The organism is Falsibacillus albus (assembly GCF_003668575.1).
GTDB classification, from domain to species: domain Bacteria; phylum Bacillota; class Bacilli; order Bacillales; family DSM-25281; genus Falsibacillus; species Falsibacillus albus.
The window spans coordinates 197,205-214,555 of record NZ_RCVZ01000006.1; the positions used below are offsets into that span (position 1 = coordinate 197,205).

Genomic DNA, 17,351 nt, shown 5'->3' on the forward strand with positions numbered 1-17,351 from the left:
TTGAAATGATGTGTCTGATCAAAAGCAGTTATACACGCAATGATGTCATTATGCTACTTAAAGATCTAAGCAATGTTCCTTTGGAAGGGGAGACTCTTGAGAGGGAAAAACGAATTCAGTCTGGTCAGCATTATTCAGAAACACTCCCTTCAGAAAAACTGCCCTCACCGGGTTATCTGGATCTGTTTCGACGGTCGCTGGATCGTGAGGCGCGTGATTTGGCCACTTTGACAGGGCTTGTCTCAGAACTTATAGTGAATGAAAAAGGCACGGACTTGATTCTTGTATCGCTTGCACGCGCCGGCACCCCGATCGGTATTTTGATCAAACGGTATTTGAAGTATAGATACCAACTGGATATCCCCCATTATAGCGTCTCCATCATCAGGGGAGCGGGTTTGGATGGGAATGCGATCAAGTATATACGAAAACATCATCGAAATAGCAGCATTCAATTTATTGACGGATGGACAGGCAAAGGGTCCATTCAAAAAGAACTGACGAAATCTGTGAAAAGTCTTAATGAACAATTCGGTTTTCAATTGGATGATCAGCTTGCTGTTTTGGCAGACCCTGCTGATTGTGCGTCGTTGTATGGTACAAAAAATGATATCTTTATCCCGAGTGCCTGTCTGAACTCGACTGTGTCTGGACTGATCAGCAGGACCGTGTTGAATCGATTATATATTGAACAAGATGATTTTCATGGAGCTAAATATTATCAGGAATGGGAAGAGGATGACGTTTCGAGGGAATTTGTTGAAGTGGTTTGCTCTCAATTTCCAGCTGTTAGCAATGATGTCCAAACCTGTTTAATCTCAAAGGGATATAAAATACAGCCTCCTTTGTGGAGAGGAATGAAAGATATCGAAGTGATAAAACATTATTTCAATATTCAAAACGCTCATTTCATCAAACCGGGAATAGGGGAAACGACAAGGGTTCTGTTAAGAAGGCATCCTTGGAAAGTGCTGATGAAAGATATTCATGATCCCAATCTTGAGCATATACGAATGCTTGCCAAGGAAAAGGATGTCCCGATTGAACCATTTGCGGATATGGAATATAAATGCTGCGGGATCATCAAGCCAATGCAGGCGGAGAAGTGAATTAACCTGTGCGCTTCTGGTCTTCATTTGGTAAAATAGTAGTATCCTTAACTCAGTTTTGCCTGCTGGAGCCATGGTTGCGAAATATGAAATATACAAAGACGTAGAGTATTGAAAATACAAGGAATCCAGCTTCGAAAATATGTGAAAACTTATACGAAGTGTTCGAAGAAATAAAGAGCGACAGAAGTAAATCGAGCAGAAGAATGTCAAATAACATAAAGAAAGATGAAGTGGAAACAAGCTCATATTGTTTCACAGCTTGATAAAATCGAATGTTTTTTAATTTCCGCACATGGACCCTCATGAGGCGAATCACCTTTTTCATTTGAATGTCAGCATTAGTATGCTGCGGAGCAATTTATTATATGCTCATGGATGAAATGGGTGAATTTAGATGGAAAAGAGTAAAATTAAGTCATGGAAGGAGTTGATCAATACATGAATGATCCTATAACACCATTTCCACTCTCCTTTACAGTAAATGATTGGTTCCAAATGCTGAAAAAACCACTGACTCAGCGTGAGGGGTATAAGCAGGATGAAGGAAGCATCTCTTTTGGCCAGGTGGCCGGACGGTTGCTGGGAACGCATCTCTCTGAGGATGAATATTTTGAAGAGCTTTATGATGCGGTCCACAATGAGCAAGTATCCATCCACCTTTTGCAGGAAGAACTTGATAAATCGATTGAGACGGAACGGTTTCAAGCCATCCAAAAGATTCTTATGATTCATCAGGAAGAAAGGGGGCTGTCCGTAAACCGCCTCATTGCTTTTCTGGATGGGGAAAAGTTGATTCCACAATCTGAGAATCGCCAATTATATTTTCATTTTCGGACAGCATTCACCAAGTTGCTGAATACTTACCAACATAAACATAAAGAAGGGCTGATGGATCCTGGGTTTAGAAGGGTCATGGTCGACATGGTCAAATGGCTTTGGAACCATTTGGATCATTGGGTTCAAGACTCTGATTTCCTCATAAATCCACCTAAAGTTCTCTGGTATGGAGATGCAACAGAAAGTGAGCGTTATTTTCTTTATTACCTAATTTTAGCAGGGTGCGACGTATTAATTTTTCATCCGGAAGGGAAGGACATCCTCCTCGAATTAGACGATGACCAGCAGGTATCCAAAGTTCTTTCATATCCTTCAAAAACTCAGCTTACTCCTTTTCCTAAAACCAGGCCGGTAAGGAAATCGACGGTTGCTTTCAGGGCGTCTCAGGAAATTGACAAGGTGCTGCACTCGGACGAATCCATGCTTTATAAACCATGGCAATTCCGCAATTATGAACCTATGTCCATAACACTGAAGACGACCTATGACGAATTATTTATTCTGATGAAGGAAAGATCATTCATCCGTCCAAACTTTGAAGTCAAAGGAAATAAAGTGCGAATCCCGGTCTTGTTTGCCAAGGTCCAGGGAGTATCGAAAAACAGGAAGCAATATTGGGATCGCGTCCAGGATTTAACCGATCGGGAAAATGCCCTTACAGTGAGACGCTTCCCGTTTACGAAAGAAATAAATTCGAACTTATTATTCCATTATAAAAATGCTTTGGATTCCCAAGGAGTGCTTCAGCCGGAACAAATTATCCAGAGCAACTGGTGGAAGTATAAGGAACTGCCAAATGGATTGCAATTGGGCATTGCTGCTGCTGTATCACGCTACTGCGCATCTCCAAGGCTAAAAGCTCTTCAGCATGAAACGAATGAACAACTGCAGCTTTTCCTATTTACTCAAGCCATGGGCATTCCAGCAGAAATATTAAAGCTTCTTCAAAAATTTGACTATGCACAGGATGTACCGAAGCTTATTCTGTATAATACTGAAGAAAATGGCAAAATGACAAGATCCGATGCGGCACTGATTGCATTATTGAATGAAATCGGCCTGGACATCGTTATTTTTAACCCCCCTGGCCAAAACGATATAGAGTTGTTTATGGACGAAAAATATTACGATACCCATTGGTTGGAAGATGTGAGCTTCGGTGAAGAATTTAAAGAGGCCTCTGTATTCAAAAAATTGATGAAAAAAATTTTTTAATGAAGGAGTTTTAAGTTATGTCTAATCTTACATCCGTTCAAGATGTCAATCAGCTTCAAACGTTGAACCTCGACCAGAAAGAAGAAGTCATGCAAAGCGGTGCACAGCAATTAAAGGAAAAATTAAAAAAAGAACCGGAAGTGGCTCAGATTGCCAATAATATTGACCATAAAAATCAAATTGCCCTATTGGAATTCGGGAAGGAAACAGCCAATGAAATATCAGCCTTCTCCGGGCGTGTGTTGAATTCCATTAAATCAAGCAGCATGGAAGAGTCCAGTCAATTGCTGAAACAGCTTGGAAAGATCATGGACAAGTTCGACAGCAAAGACTTTGTGGAAGACAAGGGATTCATCTCAAAGATTTTTAAGCGCGGCCAAAAAATGATTGAAAAGTTATTTGCAAAGTACCAAACGATGGGATCGGAAATCGATAAGGTGTATGTGGAAATAACAAAATATGAATCAGAAATGAAAAGCTCAACCCAAACTTTGGAGCAGTTATACGAACAGAACTTCCAATATTATTTGGAGCTTGAAAAATACATCGTGGCAGGAGAATTGAAATTGGAGGAGTTGAAAAAACGCCTTCCCGAATTGGAGGGCAAAGTCCAAAACGGTGATCAGCTTGCCGGGATGGAATTGGATTCACTCAAAAATGCAGTGGAGCTTCTGGATCAGCGTGTTTATGACCTAGAAATGGCCAAACAGGTTTCATTCCAATCTGCACCACAAATTCGGATGCTGCAGCGTGGAAATACAAAGCTGATCGGAAAGATCAATTCTGCTTTCGTCACAACGATCCCAATTTTTAAAAACAGCCTCATTAATGCAATTGCGGCAAAGAGGCAGAATCTTGTAGCTCAATCCATGAATGAACTTGATAAAAGAACAAATGAAATGCTGCTGAGAAATGCCCAGAATATTTCACAACAAAGTGTGGATATTGCAAGAATGGCTGGAAGGCCGAGCATCAAGCTGGAAACCATGGAAGAAACATGGAACATCATCGTAAAAGGAATGGAAGAAACAAAAGCCATCGAAGAAGAGAACAAGCGCCTGCGTGAAGAAGGCCGTACAAGGCTTGCCCAGCTGCAGGACAACTATGAAAAAATGAAAACTAAGCAATAAAGGAAAAAGGCTGTTTTCTCAAATGTTGCTGTTTTAATAGTCTACCTATAAAATGATTCAACATTTGCTGTTGATTGGAGCGGAAGGTGCGGGACCCCGCAGCGAAAATCAACCTCGGACAGCCTTTTATGAATAACCAACAAACTGTACTGATAGCGTATCAAAAAAGAAAGGGACTCGATTCCCTTTCTTTTTTGATACGTCCACATTCGAATATAGTATTAGACTGAATCCTTTCCTTAAATGCCTTTCTTATCTCCGAAATATTCTTCAAGTGTCAAACCTTTGGCATGAATGATGTTTGCCAGTTCAATACCTACGTATCGATAGTGCCATGGCTCATATTCATATTTTGTGATGGCTTCCTTTCTTTTTGGGTAACGCATGATAAATCCATACTCGTACGCATGCTGCTGCAGCCATTTTCCCTCATTTGTACTTTCAAACCGTTCTCCCAAGCTGTAGTTCATACTTTTTGAAGTGATATCCATTGTCAATCCAGTCTGATGTTCGCTCGTTCCAGGACGCGCTACAGCAATCTCGGCTTTTTTAAGACCAACTTGTTTAACTTCACGATTGAATAAATAGGCTTGCGTCTGATAAGAACGGAATCCGGATGCTGCTATCAAAACAATGCCGTCTTTTTTGGCACCATTGAACATTTTCTCCAACGCAGCCGCAGCCGATTTACGAAGTAATCCCTTTTCAAGTTTTTGGCTGCCGAATGAAAAGGCGACATTCGGTCGGACCAAATCTGCAGGGCGATAGTTTTTTGGAAGTGCAATCGATTTATTCACCATTACTTGGAGGGCAGCTGGGTCAGCCACTGTAGGGAGTCCCTTTTGTTGACTGGATGCTTTGCTGTCAGAAGAATCATCCTTTTGTTGAGATGTATTTTGCTTTTTATCACCTGATTGACTTTGTGGCGGTTTTGGAGATTGATTTTGATCTTCAGGCTGTTTTTCAGGTTCTTTGGATTCCTTTTCCTTGCTTTGCTGAGTCTGTTTGTGGGCATCTGCCGTGGAATTCTCATTGCTTGGTGGTATTTCAGTTTTTTCTTGTTGCTGCGGCTCGCTGTTATCTGAGTTTTGGATCAACGCATCGGTGTTGTCCTTTGGAGAAGTGTGTTTATGTAATTCGACCCCACAGCCTGAGAGCAGTAAGAGAGTCACTGAGATCATCGTATGTGTTTTTTTCATTTCGTATCATTCTCCTAAAATAAATTATCCTGATCTTCAAATTATTAGGCTCTTTTCTCGTGTTTTGTTGCTTTAGCTAAGTAGGATTGTTTAAGCAAAGTTTCAACTTCAAAATAGCGTATGGGAAACTTTATTTCAACGAAACTAAATAGCTATTTTATGTTGAAATCGGCATTAGGATTTTAAAAATAAACTATACAAAAACAGTCTTTTGATAAAAATTCATCATAAGGTGTTGATTGGAGCGAAAGTGCTAGACTCCGGAGGGACCAGCGTGCCATGTGAGACCCCGCAGCGGAAATCAAACTTACAAAACCTATGATTAATTGCAACAAACATTACGAAAATAGCTATTATTAAGACAGCCTAAAAGCGGCCTTGACTTCAAATGAAAGCGCGGTGGGCTGGTTCTGAAATTTTTCAGAAATCCATAATATGTATGGATCGATATTTCTATTGTAACAAAGCTGATACGCCAAAAGGGTGGGGATTTCGATGGAATCGATCCATTCTATTTTAAAATACCTTTCTGAAACGGGGAAAAAGTCTGTACTTGCTACAATCATCGATGTTGATGGATCAGCTTATTTAAAAGAAGGAAGCTTGCAGTTATTTTCCGAGGATGAAAAGCAGATCGGGATGATTTCTGCAGGATGTTTGGAACAGGATATAGCTGCCAGGGCAAAAGAGATGATGTTGAATGGCCAAATGCAACAAACGATTGAATATGATTTGTCTGACGAGGAAGAAAGCGGATGGGGAAGAGGTGCAGGGTGCAACGGAACCTTACTTGTGTCACTGGAATTAGTCAATGAGCGATTAAGGGATGAATTAATGGTACTGCAAAAAGATTTGGCCAATGGACATTCGGTGATGCATACCAAATGTTTTTCTATAAATCACGAACTGAAGGAATATTCTTTCGACATCGTTTCTGATGATGCGATGATACAAAGTCATTTATTGAAAAAAACTGGTTTTGATTCATCTTCTTATATCTATCGTCAAATATTCCATCCAAAACCAAGATTGATATTATTTGGGGGAGGAAGGGATGCTGAGCCATTGTGTGCACTTGCTTCAGCGTGCGGTTTCTCTATTTGGATAGTGGATTGGAGGCCGGCAAGGCTGGTTCGATCAAATTTCCCGGCAGCAAATCGATTGCTTGAACTCCTGCCAGAACAAATACCAGGGAATATTTGCTTTAAGGAAAGTGATTATGTTGTCATCATGACCCATTTTTATAGATTCGATCAGCAAGTCATCAATCATGCTTTGGGAGCTGGTGTAAAGTATGTGGGGATACTAGGATCAAGGGACCGCACTCAAAAACTATTAGAAGGAAGGGAAATACCAAAGAACCTATATGCTCCTATAGGATTAAAAATCGGTGCTAAAGGTCCGGCTGAAATTGCAATCAGCATCATGGGGGAAATAATCGATGTATCTAGGAGAAAAGGAGAAAGGAGAGAGGCGGAAAATGGGAAAGATGATTGGAGTGCTCCTGGGGGCAGGAAAGAGCAGCAGGATGGGCAAAAACAAGCTGGCGATGAAGCTTAAGCATGGTCCCGTCGGTCATTATGCCTTACGGTCAGCCTTGATGTCGAATTTGGATCATATCATCTTTGTCGGTTCTGATGTTATACTCCCTTCATGGGTCTCGGGTGATTTGAAGAATGCCTTTCTGCAATCGCTTTGGTCCTATCATTATTCTCCTGAGTCATGTGTAGGCATGTCCCATTCCTTGAGAGAAGGCGTGAGATTCGCAGAAGCACTAGAGGCCACTGCAATGATGGTCATTTTGGCTGATCAACCATTCCAATCGGCAATGCTCCTCAATCGAATGATCATAACTTTCAACAAACGGCTTCCTCCTTTTCTCGGAACATCCATTCATTCTGCCACAATCCCTCCTGTAATTATTTCCGGTAAACTTTTTTCAGAGCTTCATAAGCTTCAAGGTGATCACGGGGCAAGGTTCTTACTTGAAAAATATAAAGATTCTTACAGCATCATGGAGGTTCATGATCCATTTTATAATTTTGACATTGACACGAGAGATGATTTTGAAATGGCTGGGAGAATTGAGGCTGCCATGGAGAAAGAGAATAGTAAAAAGAGGGGAGCTGATGGACTTGAGCATCTTGGGGAAGAGCGTCGTTCGAAAGGAGGCATATGAGAAGGTTACAGGAAAGGCCATGTATACAAATGATTTTCACCACAGTAATTTGCTGCATGCAAAGCTATTATTGAGCAAGTATGCCCATGCAAAAATCATTTATATCAAAGTATCAAAAGCATGGGAGGTTCCTGGAGTAAAGGCGATTGTACTAGGACACGACCTTCCTTTGACAGGGGAGGAAATAAGAGATCGTCCGCCGCTGGCAAAGGATAAAGTTAGATATTTTGGCGAACCAGTAGCTATGGTTGTGGCTGCCACTCCAATGGCAGCCAAAAGGGCAGCGGATCTGATCGAAGTGGAATACGATCTTCTTCCTGTAGTCAACTCTCCAACGGAAGCACTTGTCCCTACTGCCCCGCTTGTACATGAAAAACTAGAAACCTATTATAAAGATGAATTTGTTTATCCGATCCCTGGAACGAATATCGCTAATTCGGTAAAAATCCGTAAAGGAAACATGGTGAACGGATGGGAAAAGTGTTCATTCATCGTCGAGGAAGCCTTTTCTTTTGCACCATCTGATCATGCGGCCATGGAAACCAGATGCGCCGTATGCGAAATTACGCTTGATGGGAAGGTCAAAATGATGACATCGTCCCAAGCCCCATACATGGTGAAGAGATTGATTGCAGACTATTTTTCCGTTGATATGGGACTTATTATCGTTGAAACCCCTTTTGTTGGGGGCGGTTATGGAGGTAAGGCTTCGGTACAGCTGGAATTATTGGCTTACCTTGCGTCAAGGGCAGCTGGCGGAAGAAAAGTGAAGATTTGGAATACACGGGAAGAAGACCTGATTACTTCGCCTTGCCATATCGGCCTTGATGCAAAGATAAGAATCGGCTGCAATTCAGATGGTCTGATAGAAGCGGCAGATATATTATATCTATTCGATGGTGGAGCATACTCAGATAAAGCTGCGGATTTAGCAAGGGCGGCAGCGGTCGATTGCACAGGCCCCTATTGTATCGAGAATATCAAGTGTGATTCTCTCTGCATCTATACAAATCACCCTTACGCAGCACCATATCGCGGGTTCAGCCATGCTGAACTTTTATTTGCGTTCGAAAGGACCATGGATGAGCTGGCCAAAAAGATGGGTATGGATCCTTTACATTTCAGGGAGATCAATGCCATCCGACCAGGAGATGCCACTCCTACACAAGTGAAGCTAAATAAAAGTAATATCGGAAACCTGCCTGCTTGTATCGAAAAACTGAAAAAATTGATGGAGTGGGAGAAGGGATTGATCGAACAAATCGATGATAATACGATCCGTGCAAAAGGGGTCAGCTGTGTTTGGAAGACATCCACAATCGATCCGGATTCAAGTTCGAACGTCATTTTAACTTTCAATCCAGATGGCAGCATCAACATCATATCCGGGATCATCGAGATCGGAACGGGTACGAAAACGATACTCGCCCAGTTATTGGCTGAAAAATTAAAGATGGACATCGATCAGATCCATGTGCAGATGGAAATCAACACACAATCAACTCCTGAGCATTGGAAGACAGTTGCCAGCAGGGGAGTATTCATGGCAGGAAATGCACTTTTGAGAGCTGCGGACGATGTCATTGATCAGTTGAAAAATATAGCATCATGTATTTTAAGGGTATCTGCCTACGATTTGGAAGTCGGTTATGGTGAGGTGTACCTAAGGGATGATCCCAATAAGAATTTATTAATAAAAGATATTGCGTACGGGTATGAATTTCCGAATGGGAATTCAATCGGAGGACAGATTATCGGCCGTGGAAATTACATCCTTAGGAGAATGACCCATATGGATCCCGAAACAGGAGCAGGTCAGCTTGGTCCAGAATGGATAGTCGGTGCAGAAGGTGTAGAAGTGGAATATAACAAGCGAGATTTCACGTATAAGATCGTTAAAGCTTTCGCAGTGGTCGATATCGGGAAGGTGCTGAATGAAAAGGCGGCCATGGGCCAGTTGATGGGAGCGATGAGTATGGGGCTTGCTTTTGGAGGCAGGGAAACCTTTGTGTTCGATGAATTAGGCAGAATTCTCAACCCCCAGCTTCGAACGTACCGTCCGCTTCGATATGGAGAACATCCTGAATATCACGTTGAATTTGTCGAGACGCCGCAGATTGATGCGCCATACGGAGCCAGAGGGGCAGGAGAGCACGGAATATTGGGAATGCCTGCCGCGTTAGGCAATGCCCTGTCCCTTGCGGCCGGAGTACAAGTCAATCAACTTCCACTCATTCCTGAAACCATCTGGAGAGCCAAAAAGGGGGAGTCGTAAAATGCTGACGTTCCCTTTTGACTATTTCCGGCCAATAACGGTATCGGAGGCACTGCAAACAGCAGAATCGATCAATCGAAAGGGTGCTAAAGCGCTGTATTATGGTGGAGGAACTGAAATCCTCACTCTTGGACGATTGGGTATGTATTATGCGGATGCCATGATCGATATTAAAAACATCCCTCTTTGTAAGGTTTATCAATCGGATGATGAATTTTTATATATCGGTTCCGCGCTTACATTGATGGAAATTGACCAGCAAGCCTTTTTCCCTCTTTTAAGAGATACTGTAAAGGAGATTGCGGATCATACATCTCGTAATAAAATTACAATCGGAGGGAATATCTGTGGGAAGATATTTTATAGAGAGGCAGTGCTCCCTTTATTGTTGACAGACAGCCTTGTCCTGATTGCAAGTCCCGGTGAACAGGAAATGAAGTATGTGAACATTCATGACATTTTCAATCAGGAGATTCAACTTGCACGAGAAGGATTCATCATTTTATTTTCGATTCCAAAAAAGTTCATCACAATGCCCTATCACGCGGTAAAAAAGAGACAGCAGTGGGATACTGGCTATCCTTTGATCACACTGAATGGGATGAGGGTGGATGATGAAATCAGGGTTGCGGTAAGCGGATTATGTCCATTTCCATTTCGGTCATTGGAAATGGAGAAGAAGTTAAACATGTTTGGTGCATCTATTGAACATAAAGTGACTTCAGCGATGAATGAGCTTCCCGATCAGATATTGGATGACCAAGAAGGATCTAGCGAATATCGATTGTTTGTGTTTAAAAATATGCTTCTGGATATGCTTAAGACAATCGGGGGTGGTTTGGCATGAGGTCTTCAGGCGAATATAAAGTCGCGTTAACGATCAATAATGAGGAGCGGCGAATTACTGTTTCATCTTCAGAAAGCTTATTGAACATGATCAGGACCAAATTCGGACTGACAGGTGCAAAGCCAGGGTGCTTGAACGGGGATTGCGGAGCGTGTACGGTAATGGTGGATCAGGATCCGATCAAGTCGTGCATGATGTTGGCAGTTGAAGCAGAAGGAAAATGCATCACAACTATAGAAGGTTTGAGCCATGATCCAATTCAAGAAGCATTCATCGATCATTTCGCATTCCAATGTGGATATTGCACACCGGGCTTTATCATGAATATCCGCGCAATGTTATTGAATCACCCGGATGCAGATCCCTGCATCATTAAGGAATGGCTAGGGTCTAATATTTGCCGTTGTACAGGTTACAAAGAAATTGAAGAAGCGGTTAAATCGGTATTGGGGAATTCGGTTGGATAAATACTTATGGAAACCCCCAGATGGAAAAATTAGAAAAATCCTTTACAAAGAATTGTAATTTATATATGATGAAACCATACCTCTTAATACTAGGTAGGTGATAATCATGTTTAATCGAGAATTGGTCAAAGGCAGTACATCCATCATCCTTTTACAGCTATTGAATGAGAAGGATATGTATGGATATGAATTGGTCAAAGAAATGAATATGAGAAGCGACAATCATCTTCAGATGAAGGAAGGAACTCTCTATCCAGCTCTGCACAAGCTTGAAAAACAGGAGTATATCCAATGCTACTGGCAGGAGCAGGAAAAGGGACCAGCCAGGAAATACTATCGCATTACAGATGAAGGAAAAGTGATCCTCAATGAAAAAACGAAGGAATGGGATCAATTTGTCAAGGTCATGAACAAGGTCATCAGGAGAACCGGACATGATTCAATGTAAAGATCGTTACTTAAAAGAACTAGAGAGGGAAATGGCCTTCCATCCTGATAAAAATAACATACTGTCTGAATATGAGGTTCATGTTCAAGAGCTTTTGGATGAACTTTTAAAAGAAGGGATACCTGAAGTTGAATGGGAATTTTATTTATCTGATCGGATTGGCTATCCAAAGGAAATTGCAGTTCTTTGGCAGCAAGAACAGTCCATTACACCAAGGAAAACACAATGGATTTTTATGTTCATTAACCTTTGCTTATTTTTAGGGGGAAGCGGATTGACATTCTTGTACAATTGGCTTCATTGGACGTGGATTGATCAAATATGGTCCGGTATGACCAGTGTGACTTCTGTCATCATGTTGGTTTATTCACTATTTTGGGTTCTCCTCGGATATGAGATTGGAAAAGAATTCGGTCATGGAGGCAAACGGCTATTAATCCGGACTTTTATTTTTACGCTGCTTCCCAACTTGGTATTAATGTCATTGACTGTTTTTCGGTTTATTCCGTATAAATGGTTCGAACCATTGTTGGATGGACCATTTATCCTGTTGTGCATCGTGATAACTTTATGCCTGTATCCCATAAGCTGGGCAGGCTACTGCTGGGGAAAGAGAATTTCTGTCTAGCAGTCTTTTTTTTCGATATATACATAGAATAACTATGTACATAGATAAACTATGTTATAAGGAGTGAATATAGATATGACTGAACACGTGATTATGAAGAGTAAAATGGCAATTGCAGCAAGCTTGCTGATGGGGGTATTATACGAAATCGCATTTTTTCATGGTAAGATCGGAATTTCCTATCTTCTTTTTGTATCTGTTTTTTATCTAGTGTTTTTTACTTTGAACCGCAAAAAACTTTTTACCCATAAACGAATGGGGATGTTAATATTGTTTTGTATTTGGTGCTTATCATTAGGATATTTTCTTTACACCAATCCCGTCTTTTATGGATTGAATTTGCTGCTGATCCCTGCATTAATGATTTCCCATATTGTGTTAATCTCACGCGAATCAAGAATTGAATGGCAGCATTGGTCTTTTATTGGAGTGGTGATCGGCAAAATTTTTGGATCCATTGCATTCAGTGCATGCAGTGTACGAAAACTGAGCCAATATATGAAATCAAATGTTCATCATCGGTCCTACAAAGTGCTGGCAAAAATTATTGCGGGACTATTGATTTCCATTCCAATATTAGTTCTCGTTACCACTTTGTTAAGTTCTGCGGATGAAAAATTCAGTGAAATCATCAAAATGATGCCAAATACATTTGGGGATTTCAATATTGTTGAGTACGGATTCAGAACGGTAATCGCTTTTGGATTCGCCTTTATATTGTTTGGTTTTTTACATGTCATTCATCAAAAAAGTTCACTGGAGCAGCTTTCTGCAAAAACTGATAATATGTTTTCGATAGATGCAATCATCTCGCTTATCGTCCTGTTCTCGATCAATGGGATGTACCTTTTGTTTATATTCGTTCAATTTAAGTATTTCTTCAGTGGGACGCTTCAAAGCGATTATACTTATGCAGAATATGCACGACGCGGGTTTTTCGAGTTGGTATTTGTCACAATTGTGAACTTGACACTGTTGAATACCATTCTATCGTTTACGGTATACCGAAAAAGTCTTTTGAAATATTTATTAAAGGGATTGTTGTCGCTCCTTGTTGTTTCCAGCGGGATCATCCTTTGTTCCGCATTTCTTCGTCTATCGCTTTATGAGGATGCTTACGGCTACACGTTTTTAAGGATGGCCGTGCATGCATTCATGGTGTTCTTGTTCATTGTATTTGCCTATACATTAACCCGCGTTTGGATTGACCGGCTTTCATTGATGAGGTTTTATATTATCACCGGGCTCCTCTTTTACTCGATCATGAATATGATCAATATTGAAAGTATCGTCGTTTCCAAAAATATTGAACGGTTCGAGAGCACAGGAAAAATAGATCTACAATACTTAAGTCAAACGGATGAGGGAATAGAAGCCATGATTCAGTTATATCAAAAGAGTCCGAATGACCCTCAGTTAAAAAAGATCCTGTCGGAGAAAAAACAAGCTGTAATCAACTCTGAACAACCATGGCAATCCTATAACATCCAATCCGAAAGAACAAAAAAACAACTCACCAGCCTCCGTCTAAAATAACGGCCCTGTACCAAGGTGCCTGGCACCAAAGTGCAGGGGTGGTTTGAAATCGGTGCTGCTGGTATATTGTTAGTAGAATGGATGAAAGGGTGGTGTGCGCAATGTGGAAGGAGTTTTTGTCAAGCATCGGGATTGGGAATATGAAAGTGGATACGATCGTTCGTAATCCAAGACTGAGTAGGAAGGATAGAATCGAAGGGGAAATTGTGATTTACGGGGGGAATATCGTTCAAAAGGTGGATGCCATTCTGCTTTCGTTGTTATACAGATATGAGGAAATCAAAGAAGACAGTGATTTTACCCAACATGAAAGAGAAATCATGGAGAAAAGCATAAGTGATATTGGCAAAATCAAGCCGAAAGAAACGAAGCGCATTCCTTTTGAAATCGCCTTGGAAAGTGATCATCCTCTCACACATGGATCATCTGAAACCGTGTTAAGAACGATTTTATTAATCCCTAATTCCATCAACCCTCAGGATGAAGACACGATAGTCGTAGTGGAATAAATTTGAAAAACAAGTAAAAAATGATTGCAAAAAGAGTCATTAAGTGTAAAAATACACTTAATGACTCTTTTGTTATTAGGAGTGGTGTGGTGAGAAGGAAATCGATAATCATTTGCATAATCATTCTATTGTACATAGCAGCATTTTTCGTTTCAAATAAGCAGCATAAAAATCCCGGTGATGTAATGGAGGATGTCAGCCATCTTATGCCAGTCAAAGTTCATCAAATCATTCCAGGCAGGGAAGAACAGGGTATGATCGATGTTATCGAGGAAGCGAATGAAAAGGGTTTAAAGGTTTCGATTGCGGGAAAGAGGCACAGTCAAGGAGGGCATACCTATTATCCTGGAGCTGTCGTCCTGGATATGAAACCATATAATAAAATCCTTCACATCGATCGAGTGAGCAAAACAATAACGGTCCAAAGTGGCGCAACCTGGGATGATGTTCAAAAAGCTATAAATCCATATGGCTTTTCGGTCAAAGTCATGCAGTCTCAAAATATTTTTACGATCGGGGGTTCATTGTCGGTGAATGCACATGGGAGGGATATACGAAACGGATCATTGATTGACACTGTTCAATCATTCCGATTACTGACAGCAAATGGAAAAGTCATCAATGTTTCTCGAACCGAAAACAGCGAATATTTCCCATTGGTGATCGGCGGCTATGGACTTTTTGGTGTGATATTGGATGCTACCCTGAAATTGACAGATGATTCATTATATACATATCGTACAACCGCGATGAATTATAAGGAATATCCGGATTTTTTCAAAAACAAGGTTTTGCACGATCCGAAGGCAGAAATGCACATTGCCCGGATATCGACAGAGCCGGATACATTTTTAACGGATATGTACGCAATAGACTATTTAAGAGCGGATGATCAGTCTAAATTTAATGATTATACAAAATTGAAAGAAGATGAAGGGACGTTTGTGACCAAATTTATGCTTGGACTATCCAGGGATTTTGACTGGGGAAAGACATTGTTATGGAAAAGTCAAAAGAGGTATTTTGAGTCATTGGATGGACAGTATATCACAAGGAATAATGCTATGCGATCTGAATCGAAGTTCTTGGAATATGAAAATAGTGATGATACGGATATTTTACAAGAATACTATGTTCCTGTGGATCAGTTCGTCCCTTATATCGATGATCTTCGTGAAACCTTGAAGGGTGAGGACCTGAACCTTATGAATATCACGATCCGCTATGTGGAAAAAAATAATGCCGCAGCGTTATCTTATGCCAAGGAAGATATGTTTGCCTTCGTTCTGTTGATCAATCAGAAAAAGTCATCTGAAGGGATAATGAAAACACAAAAGATCATCCGAAAAATGATCGATGTGACACTGAATCATGATGGGAGTTATTATTTGCCGTATTATGCATACCCGACCAAGGCGCAAATGAAGGCAGCCTATCCAAAAGCAGATGATTTTTTTGAGTCGAAAAGGAAGCTGGATCCATCAGAGCGTTTCATGAATGAGTTTTATGAGGAATATGGCCAATGATCAGATGGTTTATTGTTTCTCAAAGTCTGTCGCTTATGGCATCAAGTGTTGCGTTTCCCTTCTATCTCTTATTTATTAAAAATATCGGATCCAATTTTTCCAGTTTTGGCATAGCATACGGTCTTTTCACACTTAGTTCGGCATTGGTTCATCGATTGGCCGGTCGTGCAGTGGATGCTTTCGGAAGCAAGCTGCTTTTGGGGTTCCATGCCGTTGGGATGTCATTGATTTTCTTGTTCATTCCCAATATTATAAGCTTGCACGAAGTTTATTTTTTCCAGTTTTTGCTTGGCCTTCTAGGGTCTCTTCAAAAGAATGGAGAAAAATCCTATATTGCTAAAATGAGTGAAGGCTCGAATCAAGGTAGGATCATTGGAAACTATCATTTCTGGACATCCATCTATTCCGCACTTGCCGTCATGGGGTGCGGCATGCTGATTGACTATTTTACCATTCATGTGATTTTTTACATTTGCTCTTTGTTTTATTTTTGCAGTGGACTGACTCTTCTTTGTATGAAAGAGTCAAACATAAAAAAGTCATTAAAACGCCGAACTGGCTCTTCAATTTGGATGAAAAGCGGCTTGGACTGAATTGTGCTTGATGAATGAACATACGTTCAATACGATTTCACTCAACTCACAATCCAGTGTTGCTACATGGTAGGATTTCTCAAGGCTGATGATCCTTTTCTCCTTTGATTTAATCGCTTCCCAAATAACATCCGTATTTTCATGCGGTACAACATGGTCATTATACGATTTTATCAGAAGCGCAGGACAATTGATCTTCGTAAGCTGATCTTTCGTCTCATCAATTAGCTTCAGGAGTTCTTTGATTGCGCTGATCGGAACATGATCATAGGTGATTTCTTCAAAGATGGGATGACGGATATCGGGCGTTTGTTCCCGAATGTAAGTTGGAATTTCTTGGTGGCGGAAGCATTCATAGCCCGGCACTGATAATGCTGCATTGATGGTGATTATCCCTTGCACAGCAAATCCCTTTGCTGCAAGGTTCAATGCAAGGATCGCCCCCATCGACTGCCCGGCAATAAATATCGATTGACAGCTGTGTTTCAAGAAATGAAATGCTTGAACTAAATCATTGAACCAATCATGATGGGTACATTGGTGCAAATCAGCTTCACAAGTACCGTGCCCTTTTAGGCGGGGGGCCAATACTGTGCATCCTGTAAGTTCATGAATTTGACGGCTGAACTCTACGACACTTTGTGGTGTGCCCATAAATCCATGGCATACTAAAATGCCAATATGGCTGCCCTTTAGGAAGATCGTTTCTGCACCTTCAATGACTGAATATCTTGTTGGACTCATTCATTCTCACCAAACTTTCTAAAAAATTTAAACCAAAATGATTCAACAGCAGGAAATAGTCTCTCATGGACTTGCGAAATTAATAATAGAGGGAATGCTCAAGACA

16 protein-coding genes are annotated in these 17,351 nt (G+C 40.9%); 14 read left to right on the plus strand and 2 right to left on the minus strand.

All coding sequences use genetic code 11. The features are described 5' to 3' along the window. Nucleotides 1-5: 5 nt before the first annotated feature. The 3 genes from D9X91_RS10875 to D9X91_RS10890 all read left to right on the plus strand — a co-directional run bounded on the left by D9X91_RS10875 (nt 6) and on the right by D9X91_RS10890 (nt 4,294). Entirely contained in the window at nt 6-1,109 is a 1,104-nt protein-coding gene (locus D9X91_RS10875) for a cysteine protease StiP family protein (RefSeq protein WP_121680641.1), read from the plus strand. A 441-nt stretch (nt 1,110-1,550) separates the two neighbouring features. Continuing rightward, nucleotides 1,551-3,164 (plus strand): YceG family protein, encoded by a 1,614-nt coding sequence (locus D9X91_RS10885; protein WP_121680643.1) that lies wholly within the window; start codon nt 1,551-1,553, stop codon nt 3,162-3,164. Nucleotides 3,165-3,181: 17 nt separating this feature from the next. Then, nucleotides 3,182-4,294: a toxic anion resistance protein gene (locus D9X91_RS10890; protein WP_121680644.1), complete on the plus strand. Its 1,113-nt coding sequence runs from the start codon at nt 3,182-3,184 to the stop codon at nt 4,292-4,294. Between the two features lie 239 nt (nt 4,295-4,533). Here D9X91_RS10890 and D9X91_RS22870 read toward each other — a convergent pair whose 3' ends face one another. Further along, nucleotides 4,534-5,493, minus strand: coding sequence for a M15 family metallopeptidase (locus D9X91_RS22870; protein ID WP_233569769.1), 960 nt, complete (start codon nt 5,491-5,493; stop codon nt 4,534-4,536). Nucleotides 5,494-5,988: 495 nt separating this feature from the next. On the opposite strand from D9X91_RS22870, the gene D9X91_RS10900 reads away from it, so the two are divergent. The 11 genes from D9X91_RS10900 (at nt 5,989) to D9X91_RS10950 (ending at nt 16,501) form a co-directional block, all read left to right on the plus strand. Continuing rightward, nucleotides 5,989-7,053, plus strand: a complete 1,065-nt coding sequence (locus D9X91_RS10900; RefSeq protein WP_121680645.1) for an XdhC family protein — start codon at nt 5,989-5,991, stop codon at nt 7,051-7,053. Then, nucleotides 6,974-7,672, plus strand: coding sequence for an NTP transferase domain-containing protein (locus D9X91_RS10905; RefSeq protein ID WP_158598292.1), 699 nt, complete (start codon nt 6,974-6,976; stop codon nt 7,670-7,672). Before D9X91_RS10900 ends, D9X91_RS10905 begins: the two co-directional genes overlap by 80 nt. Continuing rightward, a complete protein-coding gene (locus D9X91_RS10910; protein WP_121680647.1) occupies nt 7,623-9,947 on the plus strand; it encodes a xanthine dehydrogenase family protein molybdopterin-binding subunit in 2,325 nt (774 codons plus the stop codon). The genes D9X91_RS10905 and D9X91_RS10910 overlap by 50 nt, the downstream gene beginning before the upstream one ends. A 1-nt stretch (nt 9,948) precedes the next feature. Then, entirely contained in the window at nt 9,949-10,794 is an 846-nt protein-coding gene (locus tag D9X91_RS10915; RefSeq protein WP_121680648.1) for an FAD binding domain-containing protein, read from the plus strand. Next, the gene (locus tag D9X91_RS10920) at nt 10,791-11,261 is read left to right on the plus strand and encodes a (2Fe-2S)-binding protein (protein ID WP_121680649.1); all 471 of its coding nucleotides are present in this window, start codon (nt 10,791-10,793) and stop codon (nt 11,259-11,261) included. The genes D9X91_RS10915 and D9X91_RS10920 overlap by 4 nt, the downstream gene beginning before the upstream one ends. Nucleotides 11,262-11,367: 106 nt before the next feature. Further along, nucleotides 11,368-11,709, plus strand: coding sequence for a PadR family transcriptional regulator (locus D9X91_RS10925; protein WP_121680650.1), 342 nt, complete (start codon nt 11,368-11,370; stop codon nt 11,707-11,709). Next, entirely contained in the window at nt 11,696-12,337 is a 642-nt protein-coding gene (locus tag D9X91_RS10930; RefSeq protein WP_121680651.1) for a hypothetical protein, read from the plus strand. The genes D9X91_RS10925 and D9X91_RS10930 overlap by 14 nt, the downstream gene beginning before the upstream one ends. A 75-nt stretch (nt 12,338-12,412) precedes the next feature. Further along, complete coding sequence (locus D9X91_RS10935) at nt 12,413-13,873, plus strand: DUF4153 domain-containing protein (RefSeq protein ID WP_121680652.1); 1,461 nt, start codon at nt 12,413-12,415, stop codon at nt 13,871-13,873. Between the two features lie 101 nt (nt 13,874-13,974). Then, nucleotides 13,975-14,382 carry a sporulation protein gene (locus D9X91_RS10940; RefSeq protein ID WP_158598293.1) on the plus strand — a complete coding sequence of 136 codons (408 nt, stop codon included), beginning with the start codon at nt 13,975-13,977 and terminating at the stop codon, nt 14,380-14,382. Nucleotides 14,383-14,471: 89 nt separating this feature from the next. Further along, nucleotides 14,472-15,908 (plus strand): FAD-dependent oxidoreductase, encoded by a 1,437-nt coding sequence (locus tag D9X91_RS10945; protein ID WP_407644188.1) that lies wholly within the window; start codon nt 14,472-14,474, stop codon nt 15,906-15,908. Next, nucleotides 15,905-16,501: an MFS transporter gene (locus tag D9X91_RS10950; RefSeq protein WP_233569771.1), complete on the plus strand. Its 597-nt coding sequence runs from the start codon at nt 15,905-15,907 to the stop codon at nt 16,499-16,501. The genes D9X91_RS10945 and D9X91_RS10950 overlap by 4 nt, the downstream gene beginning before the upstream one ends. Here D9X91_RS10950 and D9X91_RS10955 read toward each other — a convergent pair. Further along, nucleotides 16,472-17,245: an alpha/beta hydrolase gene (locus tag D9X91_RS10955; protein ID WP_121680655.1), complete on the minus strand. Its 774-nt coding sequence runs from the start codon at nt 17,243-17,245 to the stop codon at nt 16,472-16,474. The genes D9X91_RS10950 and D9X91_RS10955 overlap by 30 nt on opposite strands. Between the last annotated feature and the right edge of the window lie 106 nt (nt 17,246-17,351).

Bases quoted from the DNA above. Each gene is read 5' to 3' on its own strand.
- D9X91_RS10875 (WP_121680641.1), top strand. From the start codon at position 6: ATGATGTGTCTGATCAAAAGCAGTTATACACGCAATGATGTCATTATG.
- D9X91_RS10885 (WP_121680643.1), top strand. From the start codon at position 1,551: ATGAATGATCCTATAACACCATTTCCACTCTCCTTTACAGTAAATGAT.
- D9X91_RS10890 (WP_121680644.1), top strand. From the start codon at position 3,182: ATGTCTAATCTTACATCCGTTCAAGATGTCAATCAGCTTCAAACGTTG.
- D9X91_RS22870 (WP_233569769.1), bottom strand. From the start codon at position 5,493: ATGAAAAAAACACATACGATGATCTCAGTGACTCTCTTACTGCTCTCA.
- D9X91_RS10900 (WP_121680645.1), top strand. From the start codon at position 5,989: ATGGAATCGATCCATTCTATTTTAAAATACCTTTCTGAAACGGGGAAA.
- D9X91_RS10905 (WP_158598292.1), top strand. From the start codon at position 6,974: ATGGGAAAGATGATTGGAGTGCTCCTGGGGGCAGGAAAGAGCAGCAGG.
- D9X91_RS10910 (WP_121680647.1), top strand. From the start codon at position 7,623: ATGGACTTGAGCATCTTGGGGAAGAGCGTCGTTCGAAAGGAGGCATAT.
- D9X91_RS10915 (WP_121680648.1), top strand. From the start codon at position 9,949: ATGCTGACGTTCCCTTTTGACTATTTCCGGCCAATAACGGTATCGGAG.
- D9X91_RS10920 (WP_121680649.1), top strand. From the start codon at position 10,791: ATGAGGTCTTCAGGCGAATATAAAGTCGCGTTAACGATCAATAATGAG.
- D9X91_RS10925 (WP_121680650.1), top strand. From the start codon at position 11,368: ATGTTTAATCGAGAATTGGTCAAAGGCAGTACATCCATCATCCTTTTA.
- D9X91_RS10930 (WP_121680651.1), top strand. From the start codon at position 11,696: ATGATTCAATGTAAAGATCGTTACTTAAAAGAACTAGAGAGGGAAATG.
- D9X91_RS10935 (WP_121680652.1), top strand. From the start codon at position 12,413: ATGACTGAACACGTGATTATGAAGAGTAAAATGGCAATTGCAGCAAGC.
- D9X91_RS10940 (WP_158598293.1), top strand. From the start codon at position 13,975: ATGTGGAAGGAGTTTTTGTCAAGCATCGGGATTGGGAATATGAAAGTG.
- D9X91_RS10950 (WP_233569771.1), top strand. From the start codon at position 15,905: ATGATCAGATGGTTTATTGTTTCTCAAAGTCTGTCGCTTATGGCATCA.
- D9X91_RS10955 (WP_121680655.1), bottom strand. From the start codon at position 17,245: ATGAGTCCAACAAGATATTCAGTCATTGAAGGTGCAGAAACGATCTTC.